The sequence below is a fragment of the Cohnella sp. CFH 77786 genome, from assembly GCF_019400745.1.
Taxonomy (GTDB): Bacteria; Bacillota; Bacilli; order Paenibacillales; family Paenibacillaceae; genus Cohnella.
The window spans coordinates 304,165-328,670 of record NZ_WJIB01000004.1; the positions used below are offsets into that span (position 1 = coordinate 304,165).

At 55.3% G+C, this 24,506-nt stretch carries 20 protein-coding genes; 4 read left to right on the forward strand and 16 right to left on the reverse strand.

From position 1 onward, the window contains the following. Positions 1–196 precede the first annotated feature (196 nt). The 11 genes from GE107_RS08570 to GE107_RS27090 all read right to left on the reverse strand — a co-directional run bounded on the left by GE107_RS08570 (position 197) and on the right by GE107_RS27090 (position 14,862). Positions 197–3,403 carry an Ig-like domain-containing protein gene (locus tag GE107_RS08570; protein WP_219639265.1) on the reverse strand — a complete coding sequence of 1,069 codons (3,207 nt, stop codon included), beginning with the start codon at positions 3,401–3,403 and terminating at the stop codon, positions 197–199. A gap of 156 nt (positions 3,404–3,559) precedes the next feature. Then, a complete protein-coding gene (locus GE107_RS08575) occupies positions 3,560–5,227 on the reverse strand; it encodes an extracellular solute-binding protein (protein ID WP_219639266.1) in 1,668 nt (555 codons plus the stop codon). Further along, positions 5,224–6,648 carry a response regulator gene (locus GE107_RS08580; protein ID WP_219639267.1) on the reverse strand — a complete coding sequence of 475 codons (1,425 nt, stop codon included), beginning with the start codon at positions 6,646–6,648 and terminating at the stop codon, positions 5,224–5,226. The genes GE107_RS08575 and GE107_RS08580 overlap by 4 nt, the downstream gene beginning before the upstream one ends. Then, positions 6,641–8,392, reverse strand: a complete 1,752-nt coding sequence (locus GE107_RS27085) for a sensor histidine kinase (RefSeq protein ID WP_219639268.1) — start codon at positions 8,390–8,392, stop codon at positions 6,641–6,643. Before GE107_RS27085 ends, GE107_RS08580 begins: the two co-directional genes overlap by 8 nt. 151 nt (positions 8,393–8,543) lie before the next feature. Then, complete coding sequence (locus GE107_RS08590) at positions 8,544–10,373, reverse strand: type 2 periplasmic-binding domain-containing protein (RefSeq protein WP_219639269.1); 1,830 nt, start codon at positions 10,371–10,373, stop codon at positions 8,544–8,546. 107 nt (positions 10,374–10,480) lie between these two features. Next, positions 10,481–11,377: a carbohydrate ABC transporter permease gene (locus tag GE107_RS08595; protein WP_219639270.1), complete on the reverse strand. Its 897-nt coding sequence runs from the start codon at positions 11,375–11,377 to the stop codon at positions 10,481–10,483. 19 nt (positions 11,378–11,396) lie between these two features. Then, positions 11,397–12,356 carry an ABC transporter permease gene (locus GE107_RS08600; RefSeq protein WP_255570323.1) on the reverse strand — a complete coding sequence of 320 codons (960 nt, stop codon included), beginning with the start codon at positions 12,354–12,356 and terminating at the stop codon, positions 11,397–11,399. 446 nt (positions 12,357–12,802) lie between these two features. Continuing rightward, entirely contained in the window at positions 12,803–13,237 is a 435-nt protein-coding gene (locus GE107_RS08605) for a DoxX family protein (RefSeq protein WP_219639271.1), read from the reverse strand. Between the two features lie 27 nt (positions 13,238–13,264). Further along, positions 13,265–13,726 carry a DUF2269 family protein gene (locus tag GE107_RS08610; RefSeq protein WP_219639272.1) on the reverse strand — a complete coding sequence of 154 codons (462 nt, stop codon included), beginning with the start codon at positions 13,724–13,726 and terminating at the stop codon, positions 13,265–13,267. A gap of 52 nt (positions 13,727–13,778) precedes the next feature. Beyond that, positions 13,779–14,369, reverse strand: a complete 591-nt coding sequence (locus GE107_RS08615; RefSeq protein WP_219639273.1) for a TetR/AcrR family transcriptional regulator — start codon at positions 14,367–14,369, stop codon at positions 13,779–13,781. A gap of 199 nt (positions 14,370–14,568) precedes the next feature. Further along, positions 14,569–14,862, reverse strand: a complete 294-nt coding sequence (locus tag GE107_RS27090) for an acetamidase/formamidase family protein (protein WP_219639274.1) — start codon at positions 14,860–14,862, stop codon at positions 14,569–14,571. A gap of 109 nt (positions 14,863–14,971) precedes the next feature. On the opposite strand from GE107_RS27090, the gene GE107_RS08625 reads away from it, so the two are divergent. Continuing rightward, positions 14,972–15,880 (forward strand): SDR family oxidoreductase, encoded by a 909-nt coding sequence (locus GE107_RS08625; protein WP_219639275.1) that lies wholly within the window; start codon positions 14,972–14,974, stop codon positions 15,878–15,880. A gap of 218 nt (positions 15,881–16,098) precedes the next feature. On the opposite strand, the gene GE107_RS08630 is transcribed toward GE107_RS08625, so the two are convergent. Further along, a complete protein-coding gene (locus GE107_RS08630) occupies positions 16,099–17,088 on the reverse strand; it encodes a glycoside hydrolase family 43 protein (RefSeq protein ID WP_219639386.1) in 990 nt (329 codons plus the stop codon). A 149-nt stretch (positions 17,089–17,237) separates the two neighbouring features. Next, complete coding sequence (locus tag GE107_RS08635) at positions 17,238–17,852, reverse strand: TetR/AcrR family transcriptional regulator (RefSeq protein ID WP_219639276.1); 615 nt, start codon at positions 17,850–17,852, stop codon at positions 17,238–17,240. A 421-nt stretch (positions 17,853–18,273) separates the two neighbouring features. Here GE107_RS08635 and GE107_RS08640 point away from each other — a divergent pair, with 421 nt between their 5' ends. Continuing rightward, positions 18,274–18,921 carry a peroxiredoxin-like family protein gene (locus tag GE107_RS08640; RefSeq protein WP_219639277.1) on the forward strand — a complete coding sequence of 216 codons (648 nt, stop codon included), beginning with the start codon at positions 18,274–18,276 and terminating at the stop codon, positions 18,919–18,921. On the opposite strand, the gene GE107_RS08645 is transcribed toward GE107_RS08640, so the two are convergent. Further along, complete coding sequence (locus tag GE107_RS08645; RefSeq protein ID WP_219639278.1) at positions 18,918–19,496, reverse strand: LOG family protein; 579 nt, start codon at positions 19,494–19,496, stop codon at positions 18,918–18,920. The two genes, GE107_RS08640 and GE107_RS08645, sit on opposite strands and share 4 nt — an antisense overlap. 107 nt (positions 19,497–19,603) lie before the next feature. Continuing rightward, entirely contained in the window at positions 19,604–21,052 is a 1,449-nt protein-coding gene (locus tag GE107_RS08650) for an ArnT family glycosyltransferase (RefSeq protein ID WP_219639279.1), read from the reverse strand. Positions 21,053–21,151: 99 nt separating this feature from the next. Between GE107_RS08650 and GE107_RS08655 the strand changes: the two genes are divergently transcribed. Then, the gene (locus GE107_RS08655; RefSeq protein ID WP_219639280.1) at positions 21,152–21,883 is read left to right on the forward strand and encodes a DUF4386 domain-containing protein; all 732 of its coding nucleotides are present in this window, start codon (positions 21,152–21,154) and stop codon (positions 21,881–21,883) included. On the opposite strand, the gene GE107_RS08660 is transcribed toward GE107_RS08655, so the two are convergent. Then, the gene (locus GE107_RS08660; protein WP_219639281.1) at positions 21,837–22,436 is read right to left on the reverse strand and encodes a Crp/Fnr family transcriptional regulator; all 600 of its coding nucleotides are present in this window, start codon (positions 22,434–22,436) and stop codon (positions 21,837–21,839) included. The genes GE107_RS08655 and GE107_RS08660 overlap by 47 nt on opposite strands. 165 nt (positions 22,437–22,601) lie before the next feature. Here GE107_RS08660 and GE107_RS08665 point away from each other — a divergent pair, with 165 nt between their 5' ends. Further along, positions 22,602–24,374, forward strand: a complete 1,773-nt coding sequence (locus GE107_RS08665; RefSeq protein ID WP_219639282.1) for an acid phosphatase — start codon at positions 22,602–22,604, stop codon at positions 24,372–24,374. The last annotated feature ends 132 nt before the right edge of the window (positions 24,375–24,506 follow it).

Below are 24,506 nucleotides of genomic sequence, written 5' to 3' on the forward strand. Positions count from 1 at the left end.
CTAGTCTCCCTGGTTTGTTGTTGGATCCGTCAGCTGGCCAGCGTCGTGGATCCAACAACATCATACCAAGGAGTCTTTTTGTTTCTCAAAGCTTGGCGAGGGAGACCGGGAGATTCCCTCCCCTAAGCAAGAGAGGGGCTGTCCCAAAGTAGGTAGTTTCTACTTTAGGGACAACCCCATCGTCTAAAAGAATGCCTTAAGAATACTTGACTGCGTATTTGCCGAGCTGCTTCGCTTTGAACTCGACATTGCCCGTTTTCGGATTGTACTTCGCATTATTGACGACTTCCAGCTTTCCATTATCGTTTAAATAATAGAGTTCGACCCGGTTTGGTTTCTCGCCATCCTTAAGCGTGTACCCGATCGCCACGCTGATGTCGTTGCCGTCGAATTTCGTTACCGGCTTCCCGTCCACCGTCAGGCTGAAGTCGAGCATCCTGCTGCCGCCCAGCTTGTTCTGCACGTCGCCTGGAAGTGTGCCTGCATCCACGATGCCGACTTGGAGCTGAACGCCGGCCGTTGGCGACAGACGGCTTCCCCGGACCAGCTTCGGATCGATCGAGACGGCGGCAAGTCCGTTGTCGACCACGATCGTTTTAACACCGCGGTCGTCCGCATAGGTAAGCGACTTGGCCGGCATTTCGACTTTCACGGCCTTGACGTCCGCCAGCGGCTTCACCTCGACGCTCACCGTCTTGTCCTGCGTCTGCTCAATCGCGCTCCGCAGGATGTCCTCGCCCAAGGATACGGATGCCGTCCCCTCAGTGTCCACAGACGGCTCGGCATGGATCTTGCCATTGCTTTGCGTAATTGCCGGCGTGACGGTGACGACCGCCGTGGCGGCATACTGGCCGTCCGCGCTTACGGCGGTAATCGCGGCCGTCCCCGGCTTCAGTCCGGTTACCTGGTCTCCCGAGACGCTCGCAACGGATTCGTCGCTGGATGACCAGACGACCGGACGGCTGGATGCGCCGCCGTCGAATACCGGAGCGAGAGCAGCCGAATTGCCGGCCATAACCGTCAAATCGTTCACATGGAACCCTTGCACTGCCGCACCTTGTTTAATATCGCCGCGCACGATGCCCATACCGTTCGTTCCGATATAGACCCGTCCGTACACTTGTCCGTCGCCCGTAATCGTCGACTCTACATTCGCGTATTGATGCTGCTCGTCATTAATGCGGATCCAGCTCGCTCCTTCGTCCTCCGAACGGTAGAACCAGAACTTGCCCCCGTTCACTTTCAGAACGGCGTAGATCGTTTTATACGTTTTGCCCGGCGCTTCTTTGCCGAAACCGATAGATAGAGCCTCGTCGACACCGTTTATTTTCTTGAAGCTTGCTCCCGAATCCGTCGAACGGTAAAGTCCTCCAGAGCTGGCAAGCCAGATATCGCCTTCGGCCGTAGGAGCAGCCTTGAACTTGCCATTCAGATTTTGCGGCAATCCGGAAGCCGCCGCAGCCGAGAAGTTGGCGCCGCCATCCGTGCTGACATAGAACACCCCGTCAAGGAAACCGTAGAATTTGTCCGGATTGACGCGGTCCGAAGAGACACTCGCGCCTTGCGGGATGCCTTGCGAGGCCGTCCACGTCTTGCCAAGGTCGGTAGAGAAGCTTACCGGCCGGACGGCGCTGCCATCTGGCTTCGGGGCCCAAACGATCGTATGGCCATTCGCGCCGACCGCGACCTGTCCTCCGCTCGTATTGTCGCTGTTCTCCGCCTGCCAGGCATTGGCTGCAGGCGTCCAGGTGATGCCGTTGTCCGTCGATACGCCCATCCGCGCGTCTTGATTCGATGCAGTGCCAACTCGCACGATCAAGTTCGGATTCGTCTCCGCGTAGTCCAGATCGGTGCTGGAATTGAGATAAGGATTCCTGATCATATGAGGCGACTTATTCAAGTCTTCATGACGGAACCCCCCGATATCGCCCATTGCGCTGATCAACGGTGCCCCGGATGGAGGACTGATCAAGCCCAAAATTCCATTCTCTTCAATCCCGTTCGCCATGACGGAGATCCCGATTTTCTCGCCCTTGTCGAAATTGGTCATGTCCTCGGAGCCGTACAGTGTCGCCCCGGTACCGTACATGATCCGGTCGGAGTTGAACGGATCGATCTCCAGGTCGCCGATTCCCCAGCCAAGCGTCGGCGAGGTTACCGGATCGGTCTCCGGATCACGTTGAATACCCCAATCGAGCCATGGCGAGATCGAATAATCGATCGTGTACCGGTTGTCGCGCTTCGGATACGAGGTGAACTCCCACAGATTTTTCCATGTTTTTCCGCCGTCCGTACTGCGGTAAATCGATTGGTCCGGCCACCATTTGTTCAACGTAACTGCCATCAGCGTATCGGGATGCTGAGCGTCGACGGCAAGACCGCCGAACGGATTGCTCGTATTGCCGGCTCCGCCAGGGCTGATGTCCGTCCACTCGCCCGTCTTCGTATCCAGCTTCCATACCGCACCGCTGCCGGCGTCGAACGGTCCGAGCTCCGAGTTGTACGTTATGTACAGCATGCCGTTGGAACCCAGCGTTCCGTGGTGGGGCATGAATCCCTGCTTCGGCTGGCCCGCCACCGGTTCCCAGGTAGCCCCGCCGTCGACCGACTTGTAAATGCTCGTCTGCTTGTCCGCCAAGCCGACATAAATCGTCTGCGTCGCATGGCCCGCAGAGCCCGTCGAAGGATCGAAAGTGATCCATACGGGGCCGACATTGCCTCCGAAGTAATCGTTCACGTCGCCGATTGCTGTGAAGCTGCTCACCTTATGCCATGTCGCTCCATAGTCCTCGCTCTTCCACAAACCGTTTCCGTTGCGGGCTCCCACATAGAGGATCCGGTTATCATTCGGGTCTATAACCAGACGTTCGCCCATGGTCCGGCCGGGCATGTTGCCGCCGAATTTGAACGGCATTTCCGTCTTCTCCCACGTTTGCCCGCGGTCATTCGAACGAAGAATGTAACCGTTCGTTTGCACCCATTCGTTCGAGTAGGTGCCGGCCGCAATGTAGACGCGGTTCGGATCGACAGGGTCGGTAGCAATACTCTCAACACCCGACAGGTTCCAATCCTCCTTGTTCAGCCATTCCAACAGCTGGATCCACGTCTTGGTCGCCGGGTCCCAGCGATACGCGCCGCCCATGTCCGTGCGGGCATAGATGAGATCCTTCTCCTTCGTGTTGAAAATAATGCCCGGAATCAATCCGCCGCCGACGATCTTCACCCTGCCCCAATCATAGGCTTGCGATTTCACCGGCACGATGTCCGACTGTACGGCCGTTGCTGCGCTTCCGGTCGAATCCGCCGCGAATGCCTTGCCGGGATTCGTCGTCAACGAAGGGCCCATGCTTACCGTCAACGCTGCGGCCGTCAGCACAGACAGCCATATTTTCCTTTTTTTCATTCCCTTAATTGTCCTCCTTATGATTAATGTCATTGCAAACGCTGTCATTCGCGTCGAATTAATCATAGTGAAAACGATTTCATTTAGATACCCAAAAAACAGAACTAAATATCATGTCAAAATCTTAAATCGCCCAGTCATGATTTGATCTCTTGCTCACGGCTTCCCGCCGTTCACGATCCGGGTAACCTCTTCGGTGATCCGGTCGCCGCCTCTCGATTTCCATTCCCGGACGAAATCGTCGAAAGCGCTGACGGGCTTGTCTCCGACGATGATCTGCAAGAATGCTTCGTTCTCCAGCTTCTGCAGGTCATCCCATTTCGATTCCATCGCAGGCGTCGTGCCGTAGAACAGGCTTCGCACCTTCACCATCCGGGCCTCCTTCAAAGCGCCGCCTCCATCCAGATAGGCGTGAGCCGTCTTCCAGGCGTCCATGTTTTTCTTCGGGTTCTCTTTCTCCTGAAGCGCCAAATCATATACCGTTCTCGTATCGGCATCGAACGTACCGGGGTCGATCTTGCCATCCAGGGCTCTCCGAACGTCGTAGGCACGTTTCTCGACTGCGTCGGAATATTCGAGCAGCAGGTCGAACGGATAGTAGTGGCGGAGCTGGATACCGGTCTGCGAGGCGTAATCGTCCAATTCCCGGACCTCCTCCGCGTGCGGGTCCTGCCTGCGTTCAAGCCGGGTAAAGACGTTGAGCAGCCGGATGGCCGCTTCGGGATGCGGATACCCTTTGCGCACGACGAGATATCGATCGGTGACAGGTGCCGCGTGCGTCACGAATACGCCCTGAGTGTCGCGCGGCACGGCATAGGCGCTCCATTCCGCTTTCGTATCCGCGGCAACGGCGGCGGACAACGGCCAGTACGGCATCCACCACGGACCGAAGAACATGCCGGCGCGGTTCTCGAGAATCGGCTTCTCCGTCTCCTTGTACAATACGAACTGGGGATCAATCCACCCCCGCTTGTACCAATCCGCCAACACGTCGAGCGCTTCCTTGTTCTCGGGCGTAATCGAGCCGTAGAGAACGTTCCCGTCCCGGTCCTTGATCCAGTTCTTGGGGAATGCATGGAAGGCGCTGAAAATCGTATCAAAACCGCCGACAAGCGGCTTCTGCCCGTAGATAACCTCATTAGAGCCGGTTAGGCCGACAGTATCCCTCTTGCCGTTGTTGTCCGGATCGCGCTCGACGAAAGCCTGCGCGATCTTTCCGATGTCCTTCAGTGTCTTCGGCGGCTGCAAACCCAACCGATCGAGCCAATCCTTGCGCACCCACAGCAAGGATGGCGCGTCCGCTTCGATGGCGACGTTCGGCACGCCGTACAGCTTGCCGTCCGACATGGCGTCTTGAATGGCCAAGCCTTGCGTGGAGTCGATTATCGCCTTGACCAGGCTGGACGCATAATCCTGATACGTCTCCGTCAAGTCTTCCACCTTGCCGTTCTCGATCAGCCGTTTCAGTTGGTTGCGGTCGACGACCATCGCGTCGGGCAGATCGCCCGTCGCGATGGCGAAATCCACCTTCTGCCGGAAATCGTCCTCGCTCTTGGCTTCCCAGGCATGGACGACCTGGATGTTCGTCAAGCTCTCGATGTACCGCGAAACCGGGTTATTGTCGTTCGTGTCCCCGGCCGGCAGCCGGGATTCCGGTATTTTGAAGCCGATGCGAAGCGTAATCGGAGTCTCGTATTTGCCGTATGCCGGCATCTCTTCGGCAGCAGCCTGTTTCGTGCCGCCCGATTCGCCGCGGCACCCCGCGATGGCGCCCAGGAGCACCACGAGCGCCGCGGACAAAGCAGCCCGCCGCCTCCCGCTCATGACGCTCCCCCGTTTCGCGCCATATATGCCGCCGATTCGGCGCGATACTCGGTCGGCAGCATGCCGACGCATTCGCGGAACAGCCTGCTGAAGTATTTATCGTCCTCGAATCCCGAAGCGAGCGCGATCTGGTGGATCGGGTCGGACGTTTCCCGCAGCAGGCTCTTGGCCCGGTCGATCCGCATGTCCCGCAGCACGGAACCGAACGATTCGCCCGCGAACCGCGCGAAGCACAGGCTGAAGTACCCTCGGCTCATGTTGACGCGGGCGGATACCTCCGCCTGGTTGATCTTCTGTCCTGCATGCTCCCTCATATACCGGACGGCACGGATCAGACACGACATCACTTCCGTGGTGAACGAGAGCTCGACCATGCGCCGCTGAACGGAATCCGAATATTGCTGCAGCCACGACTGCCAATCCGCCCAGGTGCGGTTGCGCGCGATGCCCGCGTTCAGCCGCTCCGCCGTTTCCGGCGGCAAGAGCAGCCCTCGCCACTCCCGACATAACGTTTCTCCGAAGCGGACGAGCATATCCGGGTCAGGACGTAAGCTGGTGACCGCCTGCTTGAACTCTTGCAAGCTGGCAACATACAGCGCCCATTTCAAGTCGAGCGCGGCCTGGAACGTCTCGGACGACCGATCGCCCGATCCGTCCTCCGCGCGGACCAACTCCCCATAAGCGATACGAAGCGGTTCGTCGTCGGCATGCGCATAGAACCATTCCGCGGGAAGCCGCTCGGCGAGCACCCGTTCTGCCTCGTCCGCCGCCAAATCCGACAATCCCGTAACGAGGGCAGTCTGCCAGCGGCCGCTCAGCCGTGCTCCGATTTCGCGCTTGATTTCCTCCATGGAATAGGGATGAACCAGCGGCGTCAGCCACATCCCTTCCAGTTCGACGACGGGATTGCGCCGAACGAACGGCATCCTGTACAGCTCGGCGCTCCCCTCGCCCTGTACGAGCGGACGGAAAACGAGTGCGGAATCGGCCGGCAGCTTCTTCTGCGGCCCACCGGCGATGATGGCCGCTCGGCTGCCTTCCTCCCAATCGATTCGCTCGACGATCCGCTGCATAACCTGATCGGCGTTGTCCGGCTCGAGCAGCGTCTTGACGATGTAGTCGATTGCCCCGAGACGCAAAGCCTCCTGCACGAAATCGAACTCGTGATGGCACGTCAGCACGACGGAACGGACACGCGGCAGGCGCCGCCTCGTTTCCTTGATCAGATCAAAGCCGTCCATCCCCGGCATCGTGATATCGGTGAACAGCAAATCCGCATCCGTCTGCTGCAGAAGCTCCAGGGCCGACTTGCCGTCACCCGCTTCCCCCACGACGACCATGCCGTACGATGACCAATCGAACAAGGAAATGAAGCCTTTGCGCACCAGCTTCTCATCGTCGACCACGACGGCTTTAATCATCGAAATCCTCCTTCCGCTTCTTCGGGATGACGATCGTGACCGTCGTTCCCGTCCCCGGCTCGCTCTCGATCCGGAAGTTCATCTCGTCGCAGTAATAGCGCCGCAGCATCCGGTTCACGTACGAGAGGCCGATCCCGAGCCCGCGCCGTTTGGCTCCTTCATCATCGGACAGCAGCCTCTCGGCTTCGCCCGGTTCCAGGCCGGCTCCGTTGTCCGCGACGCGCAGCAGCAGATGGCTCTCGCCTTCCGAGCCGACCGTAATATTGATTCTTCCGTTCCCGTCGCTCATGCCGTGGTAAATCGAATTCTCCACGATCGGTTGAAGCAGGAACCGGGGAACGGCGACGTTCATGACCTGTTCGTCCGCATGGACGTGGAATTCGAACTCGTAATCGTACCGGATCCGCTGAAGCTCCATGTAGTGGCGGATCGCCTCGATTTCTTCTTCCACCGTCACGATCAGGCTCTGCTTGCCCAGATTGTAGTGAAGCACCTTGACCAGCAGCGTCACGAGCCGGTCGATTTCCTTCTGTCCGTTCATCCGCGCCAGCCATTGCACGGTGTTGAGCGTATTGTGCAGAAAATGCGGATTGATCTGGCTGAGCAGCTTCTCGATCTCGAACTGGCTCTTCTGCTTCTCGTTCAGCGCGACGGCGGCGATCAACTCGCCGATCTTGTTCTTCATCTCTTGAAAATTGTTCAGCACGAAGTCGAACTCCTCAACGTTCGTGAACGAGACCGGAGCGGTCGGGTTCTCGGCCATCCGGACGATCTCCGTGTTGACCTTCCGCAGAGGACGGTACATCTTCTTCCAGATGAGCAGCGCCAGCAGCCCCGCGAAGGCAAGCGTCGACAGCGCGAGAACGAGCATTTTCCCCAGCCAGGAATAGATTTCACTGTTGAATGCGGACTTCTTCACGGCCGCAGCAAGCTGCCATCCCTGCGAACTGCGGTAACGGAACAGGTGGTACCCGCCGTATTCCTCATGCGGCGCCTTGCCGCCCAGCCGGACTTGTTCCTGAACGTCGGCGGGAATGCCGGCATCTTCGACATAGGTGATGCCGCTGCGGTCGCCCACGAGCAGATGGGTGACTTTCATGCCGTACGACTGCTGGTTCAGGATATGTCGGAACAGGCTGTAGTTCGTTTCCAAATAAATATACAGCTTCTGGTTGCCGCCTACCTGGACAGTCCGCTGCTCGGAGAATACCATGTTGTCGCTGTTGCTGTACATCGTCTTGTGGGGTCCGTAATAATCCGCGCCATTGTAGTGGATGAGCGGCGGGAAGTGCCGGGTATCCGGCGCGCTTTCCATGCTTAAATTCGAGAACAGGACGGGATCGTCGGCATCGGGCAGAATGTACGCGGTTAACCCCAAATAAGGATTCGTGAAGTTGACCAGGTTGATTTTCTCGTTGATGGAAGCCATAATCAGCGACTTGCGGGAAATCTGCTTCTCCTGCAGGTAGGAAGACACTTCCGACACGATCTGGCCGTCGAGCGCGAACTGCTTGGAGGCGAAATCGAGATTGTTGATCGTATATTCGAGAGCGGCCGCTTCCTGGTTCAAGCTGGCGCTGATGCCGCTCTGGATTTTCCCGGTTAGAATGTCGTAGATCGAGGAATAGGTCAGCACGCCGACCAGGAGCAGGGGCAGCAAGCAGCCGATCATCAAATACACGATCAGCGTGCGCCGAAGCGAACGGGCCTCGAAACGGCGGCGCAGTACGGAAAGTACGGGCACGGTCGCATATCTCCCTTGGTCTGTAAGCGTTATCGCCACTATTATAGCACATGATCCGGGGGCCGTCCGAGGGCCGTGAATCCGGAATGACGCATACCGCCCGCTTCCGAAGAAGCGAGCGGTATTCGCGTGGTGCGTTTTGAATTTCGACTTACTGCGTTACGCTCTTTCTGGCTTCGAACAGCTCCTCCGCTTTCTTGACGGAGAATGCCAGCACTTCGTCGTAGCCGAGGCCTTTCACTTTGTCGAGCATCTCCTGCTTAAACTTGTTGTATTGGGCTTCATCCTTGGCGAAAACCATTTTCCAGGAGTATTGCTGGATGACGGTGCCGATCTGCGCGTTCTTCTGCTCCAGCGCCTTATCCATCAAGAGCGGCGGCTTGCCCGTGAAGCCTTGCGGAGCGACCGCGATCATGTTGTTCTTCACGAAGTACTCCTTCGGCGTAAGCGCGCCCATCTTCTCGCGCCATTCGCTGTCCAGCTTGCTCGGATTCCGCTTCAGCGATGTCGTCCACAGGTTATGGTCGTAAGGCTCGCCCGTTTCCGGGTTCGTAAGCCCCGGCGCGACATTGGGGAAGTTAATCTGGCTCATGCCGTCATAGTACGTGCCGCCGCCGTACTCATCCGGCACGATCGTTCCCTTCTGATCCGCGAAAGCTTTCCAGCCGAAATCGGTGACGAACGGCTTGCCGTCCTTGTCGATATCCCAGGTCAGGCCTTTCGGGCCATTCTGGATCGCCGTTCCGCCGCCCGTGGAAAGCATGGCGCCTTCCGGCGTATACAGCCAATTGATGAACTCCATGATCCGCGCGGGGTCTTTCGCCTTCGCGCCGATCGCCATCACCCAGTTGCTGCCGTATTGATTGAAGCCCCAGGAATATACTTTTTCTTCCTTGAAGGGCACCGTAGCAAAGCCTTTGCCCTGTGCCGTCCGCTCCGGCGTGTTGTAGTTGGCGGAGCCGAGCCACGGGAACCAGCAGAACAGGAGACGTCCATCCTTGTACTTGCCGACGACGTCGTCGAACTTCTGGGTCAGAGAATCCGGATCGACCAGACCCATCTGATTGGCGTCGAAATACAGCTTCAGGGACTTCATGTACCAGCTGTCGTCGGACAGGAATTCATAATATTTGTCTTGGTCCGCGGCGACGTAGAGAAGCGTGTTGCCGTTCTCGTCATAACCGTACATGTTCGCGAATTGCTTCGCCACCATCATCTTATAGTTGCCGTCCCAGTCCGCCCACATGGAGAACGCGTACGTTTTCTTGCCGTTTTCATTCTTCGGCTCGAGCTCCTGCATCTTCTTGAGTACTTGCAAATAATCCTGAGGCGTGTTGATCGCAGGGGCGCCGATTTTCTGGTACAGATCCCAGCGCAATTCCGGTCCCCAGGTCAAGTCTTTGCCTTCGGACGGCCCCGGCTGGTTAGACGCCACGTTGTTGCCGATCCCGTACACCGCTTTGCCATCGCCGAACGCGACTTTCGCTTTTTCGATCGCCTTCGGGAAAGAAGCCACGATGTCTTTGCCGTACTTGTCCAGCAAGCCGTCCTTCGTCCAGTCGAGCAGCAGGCCGCCTTTAATCGCGTTGGGGTAATCGGTGGTATTGTCGCCGAACACGACGATATCGCCCAGATTGCCGGAAGCCATCATGGCCGCGATTTTGTTCTGGCCGCCGTCCAGGTTGGAGGCGATGATGTTCAGCTTGATATTGAACTTGTCCTTCAGGATCTTGCCGTACCAGCCCGTCTGTTCGCCGGCGTAGTTCGCGGTCGTCGAGAATACGGTCAGCTCGAGCTCCTTGGAGTGGTCGAGTCCGCCCTCCGAGCCGGCGCTTGCGCTCGGGCTGGCGCCGTCGCCGGACTGCGATGCGCTTGCCGATGGGGAATCCTTCGCCCCCTCGCTCTTGCCGCCGCTGCAGGCCGTGATGCCAACCGCCATGAACGCCGCGAGCGCAAGGCTCGTCATCTTTTTGAAACGCATTCCTGTTGCCTCCCTTTTTGGTATTGAAGAATGCTATAGTTCAACTCCGCCTGACGGCAGAGATAAACCCTGGTTCCAAAGTTCCAAATCGCTTCAGACCGTGACGATCAGCCTTTGACGGCGCCGATCATGATGCCTTTCACGAAATACCTCTGGAAGAACGGGTAGACGAGCAGGATCGGAAGCACAACGATCATCGTCACCGTCATCCGCACCGAGGTCGGCGTCTGCATGTTCTGCATGTTGACAGCCCCCAGGTTCTGCGCGCTCTTGATGAGCGCGGCGAGCGAGCTCGATTCGTTCAGGTAGCGCCATAACAAATACTGCAGCGTGTAATACTTCTTGTCCGTCATGAGCCACGCGGTATCGATGAACGAGTTCCACTGGCTCACCGCCGAGAAAATCGTGATCGTCGCCAGAATCGGCGTGATCAGCGGGAAAATGATGCTGCGGAATATCCGCATATACCCCGCGCCGTCGAGAGCGGCCGATTCCTCCAGCGACGGCGGCACCGCTTCGATGAACGTTTTGACGAGGATGATATTGAACGGAGCGATGATCGTCGGCAGGATGTAAGCCAAATAGTTGTTCGTCAAGCCCAGCAGGTGCATCGTGCTGTACCACGGAATCAACCCCGCGCTGAAATAGAGGGTGACAACGAGACTTCGGTACATGAACTGCCGGCCCCACATCTCGCTCTTCGTGAACAGATAGCCGAGGAAAGCCGACGCTCCGACCGTCAGCAGCGTACCGACCACGGTACGGTAGAGCGAAACGCCTGCGGCATGTCCCAGTCCTTTGATCTTCAGAACCGACACGTAATTGTCGAAGTGGATCCCTCGCGGGTAGAACGTGATATACCCCATCGTGGAAAGGTCGTTGGAGCTGATCGTGTTGATGAACAAGTAATAGAACGGAAATATGCAAGTTATGGTAAAAAGGCCGAAGAACGAGTAGTTGAGCGTGTGGAACAGAACGTCTCCGGCACTGCGTTTGCGTTTCATGGCGTTGCCCCCTTGGCACCTAGATGATGGACTCTTTCCGGATCCATTTGGACATGCCGTTGGCCAGGAAGAGAAGGAATACGCTGATGATCGATTTAAGCATGCTGACCACCGTCGCGAACGCGAAGTTGTTGCTGAACGCGATGTTGTACACGTACAGGTCGAGCACTTCGATCGTGTCCTTGTTCATGGCGTTCTGAAATGCGAAATATTGCTCCATGCCGTTGTTGACGAAGTTGCCGATGGACAAGAGCAGCAGCACGAAGAACGTCGGCATGATGCCCGGCACCGTGATGTGCCAGATTTTGCGAAACCGGCTCGCACCGTCCACGTCCGCGGCTTCGTACAACTCCTGGTCGATGCCGGTGATGGCTGCAAGATACAGAATCGCGCCCCAGCCCAGGCTCTTCCACCAATACCACGCGATCATCGCGAGCCACACGTTATTGTTGTTCGCGAGGAAGTTAATCCCTTCGTCTATGAAACCGAACTTGATGAGCAGCGTATTGACCAGTCCGTTGTCGACCGAGAACAACGTGAACGCGATCGAATACACGAGAATCCAGCTGATGAAATTCGGAATCGTCGTCAGCGTCTGTACGATTCGGCGGTACCAGCCCGTCTTGATCTCGGTCATCAGAATGGCGAAAATCACCGGCAGGAACGAAGTCACGATGCCGAGCCCGCTCATGGCGACCGTGTTCTTCATGACCCGGAGCACTTCTTGCGTCTGGGTCGGATTCTCCGCGATCGTTCGGAACCACTTGAAGCCGACGAACGGCGTCTTATCGAGCGGGATGCCGGGGATGTAGTCGAAGAAGGCGTAAATCCATCCATAGATCGGCAAGTAGTAGAAAATGAAGGTGATGATGAAAAAAGGAAGCGCCATCAGGAACAATTTGTACTTGTTCGGCAGCCTTCGGCCCGGCTTCGATGCGGCCGATCCATGTTTGGCAAGGTGGGTCGCCGGTACGGACATGATTGCAAGTCCCCTTTGTTCAGATTCAAGGTCGGCTTAACGGCCGCTTCTTGTATGCGATTTCATTGTAAAATAGAGTGGCGGCGGGCCGTGAGGGAAAAGAAATCTCAGGTGTGCGAAAGACGTCAGGTGTTATCGGACCGTTTTCCCCCCGGAGCGGACCATTTTCACCCTTCGCAAAAAGCAACGGCATCCTCGGCTGCTCTTTTTTCGCTTCTCAAACAACCTACGGCACACCTAAGGAATTCGCAGAAATAACGTCCCCGGAAGTCACTGCAGCGCGGAAGATATAACCTATAAGTCGCAAAATCCACATCATAAGAAGAGGAGAATATTAACGTGAGCTCCAAAACCGTAAACGGCTGTCTTCTCGCTGTAAAAAAGCCTCGACCGATGGCTGGCCGAGGCTTTTTTCTCCCGCTATTTTGGATCGCTTATGGCACTTATTACCCCGCCAATAGCACAGCCGCAAGAAAGACAAGCTGCAGTACGGTCCGGGGAAGCAGCTTCGGAACTGGCTGCCCCCCGATCGTCAGCTTCTCCCGGGCGGCCCGTACGTTGGCAGGAAACATCGCGACCAGAAGTATCGCTAGGCCGACGGAAGCAGCCATGGAAGTAGCGGGGATCAAGATTCCGACAGCGCCGGCGATCTCCAGCAGCCCGGTCGCCGTCACGATCCAATCCGGCCTGGGCATAGCAGGCGGAACCATTCGAATCAGGTCGGGACGTCTCTTGCCCCAGTGCGCCGATGCGGTAAGCAGCAGCATGACAGCCACCGCTCCCTGTAGCGGGGCATGCCAGCCTTCGAAGTGGATAACGCCTATCAAGCCAAGAAGCTTGAACAGCAGGAATGAAGCGACTAGCGCGTAGAAGGGAACCATCCGGATCTCTTCCTTTCTTCGGTGTATTCAGAATCCTTTCATCACCATGAGAAACAGAATGACGAGCGGCAGCAGCGTGGCGGCGGTGCCGAAGACGGCCCAAGCGCGGGAAGCGTCGCGGTATGCCTTGGAGATCGTGCCGCTAACGATGCATTGGGCGCTGATCCGGATCATTCTGCGTTGCAAGGGGATCAGGATCGCCGCCCAGATGATCCCGGTAACGGCCAGCAGCACGAGAGACAACGTCAGCCAGTTAAATCCCGACAGCGGGATCCCCGCATGCGCGGCCATCACGCTGCCCGATAGGATGATGAGGGCCAAACCCGGGATCGTAAACGCATAATCCGCGAGCATGACATTCTTCGCCGCGTTATGGATTACTTCCGGATTCTTCGTCAGATCCGCCCGTATTTTCCAGAAGGCCGCCGTCACGATATTTCCGATCGCGAGCACGACCCCGGTCAGATGCAACATCAACCACAGATTCATCCGGATCCCCACCTTCCGCATCTATCCGTCCGAAAAGGACGGCTCAGCCGGTTTACTTAGGATGTAAAATATTCGTGATCAAAGCAGTGAAATCTTGCGCCCCGAAAACGGCCTGCGTGGACGGAATGGTGGATCGGACCCGCAAGCCCAGTGTCAACAGCACGAACATATCGGCGGCTTTGGCGGCGTCGACCGATTCAGGAATCGCTCCGTGCCGCTGGCCCACCTCGATCCATTGCCTGGACAGCTCGACCGACCGGTCATAATGCTGCCGGAGCGCTTCCGCGATAACCGGCTGATCCTCCTTGCCGAGCAAATACATCAGCACTTTGTTCGTCAAATCTGCCTTGGCATAGGCCTCGATGCTCTCCGCGATCATCCTCATCGGTTCCGGGAACGAACGGCGCCCCTGCTCCACCTCGTTCATGAACCGTCGGTTTGTCTCTTCGAGCCGATCCTGCAGTACCCATACGAAGATTTCGTCCTTGCTCTTCACGTAGTGGAAAATCGCGCCCTTCGACAAGCCCGATCGTGCCATGATGTCCTTCATCGTAATGGTGTGGCATCCTTTTTCCCGGATCAGCTCTTTGGTCGTATCCAGCAGGAGCTTTGTGGTTTGCTTTCTGCGTTCCTCTTGCTTCAAAGTCGACCCCCCTCTAAGATGACCTGTTGCTTTTATTATATAAACAGACCGTCGGTTTGTAAATGAGAAAAGGCATTATGCATCTATATAAAGGTTGTGTTTGGGGAGGATTTTGGAGTTCTCACTAAGTATTAAGGGTAAGAGTTAGGCTGTATGTGACGAATTTGACGGCAATGCGTGCTCGCCTATTCCTATTTTCTCAAGTGAAACTGCGAATCGAAAATTTCCATAGGAATATGCCCGAGGGCCCGAATAACCGAATCTCATCAAGTACCGCATCCCGTATTGCAAAAGTTGTATCCAGATAATATTGCTCGTCGTCTCTAAAACTGAAACCTTTAAACGTTAAATATTTCGTAAAACGAGGTTCGTGTCTTCCGGGCATAAAAACAGGGCTTTGGATGCAGCCCACTGCAATTGATCCAAGCAATATCCCTCCGCCATAACGTTTTCCTAATCTTACTGGGAGGCATTGAATCGTTTCTGCATTCATCCTCGTCTATTTTGTCTTAACTTTGCATAATTTGCTCGAATGGACAACCGATCATGTTCATATAATCTCTCAGTCGGTCTTAGCCGGCGGGGGAGGTGCAAAGGAAACCATGAATCCGCCTTATCCTGTCTACCCTTATATAGGCACGGTACGACGTGTGGTTACGACACCGGTCACCTTTCCGCCGCAGCATCAGGACCGGCAACCCGGTCTGGAGCGGCTCATGTTTCCAAGGCCTATTTTCGATTATGCGGGCTATGTCGGGAGCGGCAAATTGAAAGGAAAGTCGGCGATCATCACAGGCGGAGACAGCGGAATCGGCCGGGCGGTCGCCGTTGCTTTCGCGAAGGAAGGCGCCCATTTGACCATCGTCTACCTGGATGAACACGAAGATGCGCAAGAAACGAAACAGTACGTGGAGGCACTTGGCGCCCGATGCCTTCTCTTATCCGTCGACTTGCGGCTTCCCGCTGCTTCTTATCAAGCCGTCAAGCTGACTGCCGACACGTACGGGCGCCTGGACATCGTCGTTAACAATGCCGCCGTACAGCCTTATACGAGAAGCATCCTCGACATTTCGGACGAACAGCTGGAGAATACGTTCCGCACCAACGTTTTCCCGCTGTTCTACATGACCAAGGCCGCGCTGCCTTATTTGCGACCGGGAAGTTCCATCATTAGCACCGCGTCCAGAGTGGCTTATGAAGGGGATAAAAATGTGATCGACTATTCGGTTACCAAGGGAGCGATCGTTTCCTTCACCCGAAGCATGTCGCTTTCGCTGGCGGACCGGAACATTCGGGTAAACGCGGTGGCGCCCGGACCGGCATGGACTCCGCTTACGGTAAGCACCTATCCGGCCGAACATCAATTGACCTTCGGGACCGACATCCCTATGGGGCGGGCAGCCCAACCCTTCGAGCTGGCTCCCGCGTACGTATACCTGGCGTCTTATGATTCGGCCTACGTGACCGGTCAAATCCTGCATGTCAACGGGAACAAGATCCGCTACTCGTAGCCTCAGAGGAAATAAGTTTGCATCCGCCCGGATGGGAAAGTCATGTATTTCGGCACGGGCGAATATACGTATCAACCTTGAAGATACTTTAGAAACGAAAAGGATGCTGCAGGCGCAGCATCCTTTTCGTTTCTAATCATCCCCTGAGCAATGTCGCCTACTCGTTGTACGCAGCTCAGCTCACTTCCCCTTCGCTATCCGCTTTCGCCTTCTCCGCTCTATTTCTCCCTCGCATCCGCCACGGGGACCCCGAAATTCGGCGTACCATCCTTGTTCCAGGTGAAAACTTGGGCGCGCGTATGCCGGTTCGGATCGTACAACGGATCGCCGACGATCTTGCGGTAGTTGCGGGCATGATACACGATCACATCCCTCTTCCCGTCCTCGGTAACCGTAAAGCTGTTGTGCCCCGGCCCATATTGACCCGTTGCGGGGTTGCTTTTGAATAAGGGCGTTGCGGATTTGCGCCAGGAGGCGGGATTCAGCAACTCGCTTGACGCATCGGCCGTCAGCATGCCCACCGCATAATGTTCGTCCGTCGCGCTGGCGGAATACGTCAGGAAGATCTTGCCGTGCCTCTTCAGGACAGCTGGCCCTTCATTCACCCAAAATCCGATGATTTCCCACGGAAACTCCGGCTTCGATAGCATCGATTGCTTCCCCTTGATCGTCCAGGGATTGTCCATCTCGGCGATGTACAAGTTGGAATTCCCGTAGATATTCGGATCTTTCTGCGCCCACACCAAGTACCGCTTGCCCCGATGCTCGAACGTCGTCGCGTCGATCGAGAATGACTCCCAATTCGTCCTGATCTGCCCCTTCCAGGCCCACGTTCCCTCAAGCGGGTTCGCCGAATCGTTCTCCAGCACGTAGATACGGTGATCGAAAGGAGCGTCCGTTCGCGCGGCGGCGAAGTATATGTACCATTTTCCGTCGATATAATGAATTTCCGGCGCCCATACATGCTTGCTGAGCGGACCGCTCTCCCGCTTCCTCCAAACTACAATGGGCTGCGCCTCCCCAAGCCCCTGAATCGTCCTGGAACGCCGGAGCTCGATCCGGTCGTACTCGGGAACGGAACCGCTGAAGTAATAATAGCCGTCGGAATGCTTATACACCCACGGATCGGCTCGCTGCCGGATGATCGGATTTCGATATTCCCCGGCGATTCCCGGCTTCACTACGCTGAAGGCACGATTCCGATCCATGCCGAATGCCGTGATCGCGAATGCGGCGACCAGCGAACAGATCAGCAATCTACGCAACTGAATCATCGCGCAAGCCTCTCTTCGTTTTTCCTAAGCTTGCCACTGCCGCGCCGTGTCTATTCCCACCAACCTTAACGGGTTACGGAAGATCAACCGTTTACCTGCTCCTTCTCGCGCAGACACATGCTTGTCAAGTACGCCGACAGGCTCTCGATATTCATCCGGACATGCCGATTGTCGCCCTCCAGCTTGCTGAGCATGATGCCGCCCTCCATGACGGAGAACGTGAAGGTCGCCAATGCGTCAATATCCAGGTCCTCCCTGAATTCCCCGGTTTGCACGCCTTCCACAATGATCCTCTTCATCGCTTCCAGAGTGTTGTCCATCCCCTGACGGGCTCTTGCGCGCAGAACCGGATGGCCATCGTCGCTCTCGGTCGCCAAATTAAGCAGCGGGCACCCGCCCACAAAAGGAGGAGCTTCGACCACGTTCTCATACACCCGCAGGTGGACAAGCAGCTTGCCCATCGCAGTCGTTTCGCGCTCGAGCGCCTCTTCGATTTTGCGGCCCACGACGCTTCCCGCATATTGATAAGCCTCAAGGGCAATCTCGTCCTTGCTGGCAAAGTAGCGGTAAATTCCGCCTTTCTTGATGCCCGTTGCCTCCGTGATGTCCGACAAGGAAGACCCTGCATAGCCTCTCTGGTTAAACAGCTCGGCAGACTTTGCGATAATGCGTTTGCGCGTGTTTTCTCCCTTGGGCATGTCCATTCCTCCTTGCTCACCTCGAATGATTTTCATTATAGCAAATGAAAATTCGCTTTTCATAAAGAGTTTCCCGTGCTATATTAAAAAATACCGATCAGTATCTTTTTTTAGAATTCATTGGTTTTTACGGGAGGACCGGACAATGGGGAAGACATGGTTCAATGAACCGAAGCATGCGTGGATGGGACTGGGCTCTCTCTGGCTGCTGCTGTGACATCAAGCAGGCGGGATTCTCGGCTCGTTAATCGGAGGCATTTCCTTCGACCACTTCCGCAATTATCAAGTGTTGATCAGCGTTGATGTCTTCATGTGCACGCTTGTAACAATCGGATATTTCTTCTTGTATGCAGCCCATAAACGCGGTTTACGACTCGGTCTAGCGTAACAGTGAATAGTGAGAAGAAAGGGAGGATGGCTCATGCCATTGAATGAGAGGTTGAATGAAACGAAGAAACAATTCGTGAGTAACACGCCCGCGGACGTTCACGGCGCCATGTTCCGGATGATCCGCGAACAGCAAGAGTCCGGAATGGCGTACGGCCTGGAGGTCGGACATCAGGCGAAAGACTTTACCCTGAACGACGCCGCAGGCGTTCCCGTGAACCTGTTCGAACAGCTGCGAAGCGGTCCGGTCGTATTAACGTTCTATCGCGGCGGTTGGTGTCCCTTCTGCAATTTGCAGCTGCGGGCATACCAGAACATCCTGCCGGAGATCGAGGCGCTGGGCGGGCAATTGATCGCCGTCAGCCCGCAAAGCCCGGACCATGCGCTTAACCAGCAGGAAAAGGAGGGCCTTCGTTTCCACGTCCTCAGTGACACGAACGGTCTGGCAGCCGCCTCCTATCAGGTGTTCTTCGAGGTTCCGCCTTATATACAGGAGATCATGACGAACCGATTCAAGCTCAACCTGACCGAATACAACGCCGCCGACCGCTGGATCCTTCCGATTCCTTCGACCTTCCTTATCGACAAATCCGGCATCATCCGTTCCGCGTATGTGAACCCGGACTTCATGCAGAGGTTGGAGCCTCAGGAGATTCTGGCTGCGTTAAGGACGATCCCTTAATTCAGTTCGCTCCACTTGTTGGCCTGTTCCGGGGGCGTATAAGAGATCATTTTATGGAGCAGGGATTCCGGTTCCTCATCGAATAGGAGCAGACCCAGGTTGGTTTCCCGCATAAATCCGGCATTGACCGCTTGCATGAGCATCTCCGCGATCGGCTGATAGAAGCCCAGGACATTGAGAACTCCGACCGGCTTCTTGTAGATGCCCAGCTGCGACCAGCTGGCGACCTCGAACAATTCTTCGAAGGTTCCGAGTCCGCCCGGCAAAGCAATATAAGCATCGGCGAATTCGGACATTAACGCTTTACGCTCATGCATATTGCCTACCTCATGCAATTCGGTCAGGCCGGAATGTGCCATTTCGCCCTTAAATAGATTTCTCGGCATCACGCCGATTACCTTGCCTCCGGCAGCCAACGCAGCATCCGCCACGCGCCCCATGAGTCCGATTTTGGACCCGCCGTAAACCAATTCATAGCCTTTTGAAGCGATCAATTGTCCTAATTGGATCGCTTTTTGTTCGTATTCAGGACTTGTTCCAACATTGGAGCCTGCAAATACGCATATTCTTTTCATTAGGTTCCCTCGCTGTCTCTATCATCTATTGATATGAGAAAATCTATCCGCTTCCCCATTGCGTGTAAGGATAACCGGCTCATCGATTTCCCGTTCTTGCGTTATGTTCATACGTCCAATCCCTTTGCTTCTTTAGGGCTGTAGCCGAGCGAAGGCAGCCGCCCCCGAACCCAAACATAGACTTGATAGAAGCCGAAACTCTGTAAAAGGATAACTGCGGGAATCAAATCCAGCCGGTACCGCGTTTGAATCTCGATGAGCAGATGCGCGGCTGCATAGAGCAGCAGCACAAGCAGATATAGATGATTATCACTGTACCTTCCGGATCTCCATAACCCAATCATACTAACGAACCCGAAAGCGCACATCAGGATGTACAACGGTCCTTCTCCATTCGTCAACTCTCGTTCCCAATCCCCCCTATTCAAGCCCTGCAAGCTCCAATAGGGAGACGAATCCGTGGACCCCCACATGGAAACGAGCTTCCTGCCCATCAGTGCCGCTAGCTCGGACTTGTTTTCCAGACGCTCCATGATCATGATCCGTTCCGCACGATGACGCTCCTCTCCGAATGGATATCGGTTCGCGTATCGTGCGTCCTGCATATTCCAGCTGCCGTTCGTTTCCGCGTTCAAACCGACCATAAGCTTCCAATACTTATCCCCTCCGGATAAAGCCTGATGGGTAACGCCGGCCGAAACCAGGGAAGCGCTGGCGAGAAACTGCAGCAGATAAAAAGCCGCGATCACCCCGCCCAGTTTCGCCGCCCCGATCATCGCCTGCCTCTTGGAGAATGAACGCCATAGCCGCCATAGTACAGGTATGAAAAACAGGAAGATCGCCGCGAGGTAGACAGCACCGATCGGACGCATGAGATTCCCGAACCCGAGCGCGAGTCCGGCAAGCAGCCAGTGGATTTTCGAATCGGTACTTCTAAGCAGCAGAAGACAGCCGAGCAGAAACAAGAAAGTAGAGATGTACTGATTCGTCAATACCGAACACATCATAATGTTAGGAAGGTAGAAGAGATAGAATAGCGCGGCAATCCTTCCGGCATTCTCATTGAACGTTCTTGAAGCGGAATAGTAGAGAACGACTGCCGTTCCGCTGCTGAATAGGACGTTCAGGAGTTTCAGATAGAACAGGTGATGTCCAAACAGTTTCATCACAGAGGCTTCGTACATGGTAAAGCCGAGTTGGTAAGGGAAGCTTGTGAAATAAGCGGAATCGCCAAAAGAAAAATCTCCGGAAACGGCTTGAAGCGCCGCGTTGTGCATGAACAGGAAGTCGGATTGCGGAGGCGCCGGATTCCATAGAATCCAGGCCATTCGGACAGCGAAGCCCAAGGATAGGAAAACAGCCAGAAACATCTTCCGGTTCATACGCGTGCTTGCCCAGTGGATGATGATCATGGCGAGGAGGAAGGCTGCAGCTAGCGCGGCCAGCAGCTTCCATGCCGATCCGTAATGGATCAGGTAAAGCGTGAAGGAGGAGATGAACGCGATCAGAAAAAAAAGGCCGCCCGCAACGGAGAGAATTCGAGTGGGAATATTCATAGATGCTCCTAATTTCATCTTGATTTAAGTCAATGAACTGCCATCTGTACCCCAGGTACAATGTAAACAATACCATAACCTTTAGGGGGAGTTAAACAAATGGATACGCGAAAAACCGCGCTCACGGCTGGCATATCGCTTCTCATCATGGCGCTTGCCGCATTTTTCTCATACGGTTTTGCCCATGGAAACCTGGTGGTTCAGGGGGATGGCCACGCTACTTTCGATAACATCCGATCGTCCGGCGTGCTGTTCAAAGCCGAAATCTTGGGCTGGCTGATCATCCTGATCTGCGACATCGTGGTCGCCTGGGCCTTGTACCTCTTCCTGAAACCCATTCATCCGAGTCTTTCATTGCTAGGCGCATGGCTTCGACTCATCTATGCGGTTATATTGGCGATGGCTCTCCTCAACTTGATCATGGTTTCGCTGCTCTCGGACGGGAAAGCCTTTGTAGCGCCCGTATTTGCAATCAGTCAGATCCAAGCGCAGGCGATGCTGTTTCTTGAGACTTTCGAGTCCGCGTGGTCCATGGGTTTGATCTTCTTTGGCGGGCATCTGCTCATCGTAGGCTATTTGGCCATCAAGTCCAATGGTATCCCGAAAGTTATCGGCATCTTGCTGCTCATGGCCGCGATCGGCTATATGGCCATTCATCTGTGCAAGACCTTGCTTCCGGAATACAGCGGACTCATTCGGATACTTGAAGCCGTTTTTATGGCACCCATGATCGCCGGGGAATTGGGTTTTGGGCTGTGGTTGCTGTTCAGAGGAAAGAAAGTCTCTACCGAGGCGGGACATCCATCCCCTTATCGCGAATCCGCTTCTTGATTCTGCTAAGCGACTCCGGAGTCATCCCGAGATAACTCGCCAATTGATGTTGGGGTACCCGGTCGATTAAATGAGGACGTTTCCTTAATAAGGCTTTGAAACGTTCTTCCGGTGCAGAAGCGATAAACGCGGCATATTCGTCTTGCACCTGACCGAAGCTTTCCTCGATCATCTTGCGCGTCATGGATTCGAGCTGCGAGTATTTGTCATACATGTCCCGCTCGGTAAGGAGGTCGCCAACGACCAGCGCGGAGTCTTCCAGACAAGTAAAGGTGTACTCGGACGACTTGTCTTGTTTATGACGGTTGAACATCGGGATGGCTTGCTCTTCCGTGTAGAAGTTGGAAGTCACTTCTCTGCCCGTTTCATCGACCGCATGCTGTCTTACGCAGCCCTTCAATACGAAATAACACTTCAAGGGAACCTCTCCTTGCCGGAGGAGAACGGTTCCCTTCTTGTATTCTTCCACCACGATTTGTTCCGCGATGGCTTGTTGTTCCGCTTCGCTAAGGGATGTGAATTTCGTCATGTACTTGTACAAGATACTTTTCATTTTCCTTCCACCTCTTCGGTAAAGACGATGGTATGTTTGATTGACTATGAGCGGAATCAAAAAGAAATGATACAAGATTAACAATACCACGCTCTTTAATTAATGGACCACGGATAGAATTTACAGAGAGTGGAAAAACAATTCTATCCGAGTGGAGTTGAATCGATGAAAGCGCGAAAGAAACAAGTAGTCGCAGCCGTGTTGTCGGGTTCCCTGCTGTTAAGCACCTTGGGCGGAAGTTACTCGAGTGCGGCAACAGCTTCCACTACCGTCGCACTGCCTCCGGCACCCTCTTGGGGTTATTTTGTCGATCACTACAAAAACAACAAGAAGGAAAATATGACGGTAGACTCCAATCCGACGCTTGGAGTGCTTTCCGGATTTAACAAGCTGTGGGCTCCCGGAACGACTTGGGATACGGGCACCAAGCTGAACGGCAGCGTGCTCGATCATAATATTCAAACCGTGGTGGACATCGCTTCCCTCCGTACGGCCGGCGAAGCCGAGGCGGCCTACCTGGACGATCGCAGGAACCAGAGCTACAGCGTGATCGACGGACTGGGCTCGCTTGCCGATGTGTACCGTAAGGATGCGGGAGCGACCACCACGATCCTGGATGTCGCCGCGGATGCCTCTGAGAAAAAGTATAACGATGAAGGCAACGATGCGGGCGACACCAAATCCAGCCTCGGCAACATGGTGAGTCTGGTGAACACGTTGCGCGGCGAGTTTTCTTCTACAAGCCAGGCCAAAAATTATTTTCGTTATCCCCGCCCGTTTCGCTGGGTGAACACTTCCATCGTCGTTCCGACCCTCGTTCCGGTGATGAACCCCGATCCGAGCAAAGACGGCGGCTTTCCGAGCGGACATACCAATGCCGCCTATCTCGCCGCCTATGCCATGGCTTATGCCGTGCCCGAGCGATTCCAGGAGCTGCTGACGCGCGCTTCCGAGCTTGGCCACAACCGCATTGTGGCCGGCATGCACTCGCCGCTTGACGTGATGGGCGGACGCGTGATGGCGACCGCACTGGCTGCGGCGATCCTGTCCGATCCCGACAATGCCGCTTTGAAGCAGGCAGCTTATCAAGAAGCTCACAGCAAATTGTTAACGCAGAAAGGCACGGCGACGGATCGGTTCAGCGATTACGCGGCGAACAAAAAGAATTATACAGACAGATTGACTTATGGCTTTGACCGGATCGATTCGAAGGCGACTCCCGCGATCGTGCCGAAAGGAGCCGAGGTGCTGCTGGAAACGCGTCTGCCCTACCTGGACGGCGAGCAGCGCCGCTGGGTTCTGGCGACGACGGGTCTGCCTTCCGGCTATCCGCTTCTGGATGATCCCGAGGGATGGGGACGGCTGAACCTCTTTGCCGCCGCGGATGGGTACGGAGCCTTCGCCGCTGACGTTACCGTATCCATGGATGCCAATAAAGGAGGCTTCCATGCCTTGGACAGCTGGCGCAACAATATTTCCGGCACGGGAAAGCTGACCAAAAAAGGTACGGGGACGTTAAAGCTGACCGGCAACAACACCTATTCCGGCGGTACGCAGATCGAACAGGGCACGCTTGAAGGGGCTTCGAAAACGGCCTTCGGGACGTCAAGCGTGACAAATAACGGGGGAACGCTGCGGGAGAATGTAGCCGGACAACTGACGATCGCAGGGAATTACAAGCAATCCCCCGAGGGCACGCTGGAGCTGACGATCGGGAGTAAAAACGATCAGCTCAAAATCAACAAAACGGCGACGCTCGGCGGTAAATTGCGCCTGAATTTTACGAACGGTTTCGTGCCGGCGAATGGCGAGAAGATCATTGCTTTCGATAAGCGGAATGGTCAATTTTCATCGATTGAAACCGTGGGCTTGCCAAGCAAGTACAAAGTGAAGGTGCTCTACAAGTCGGGCAACATCCAGTTGAAAGTGACAAAGTAACTTTCTGCATTAGACTCCGTATTTGACCGAAAGAGGGAACCTCTCCTTGCGGAAGGAGAACGGTTCCCTCTTGTTATGTGAATAAACCTTTTGCCCCTGTCCCGTCACCTCTCGTACAGAACGTCATAAGAG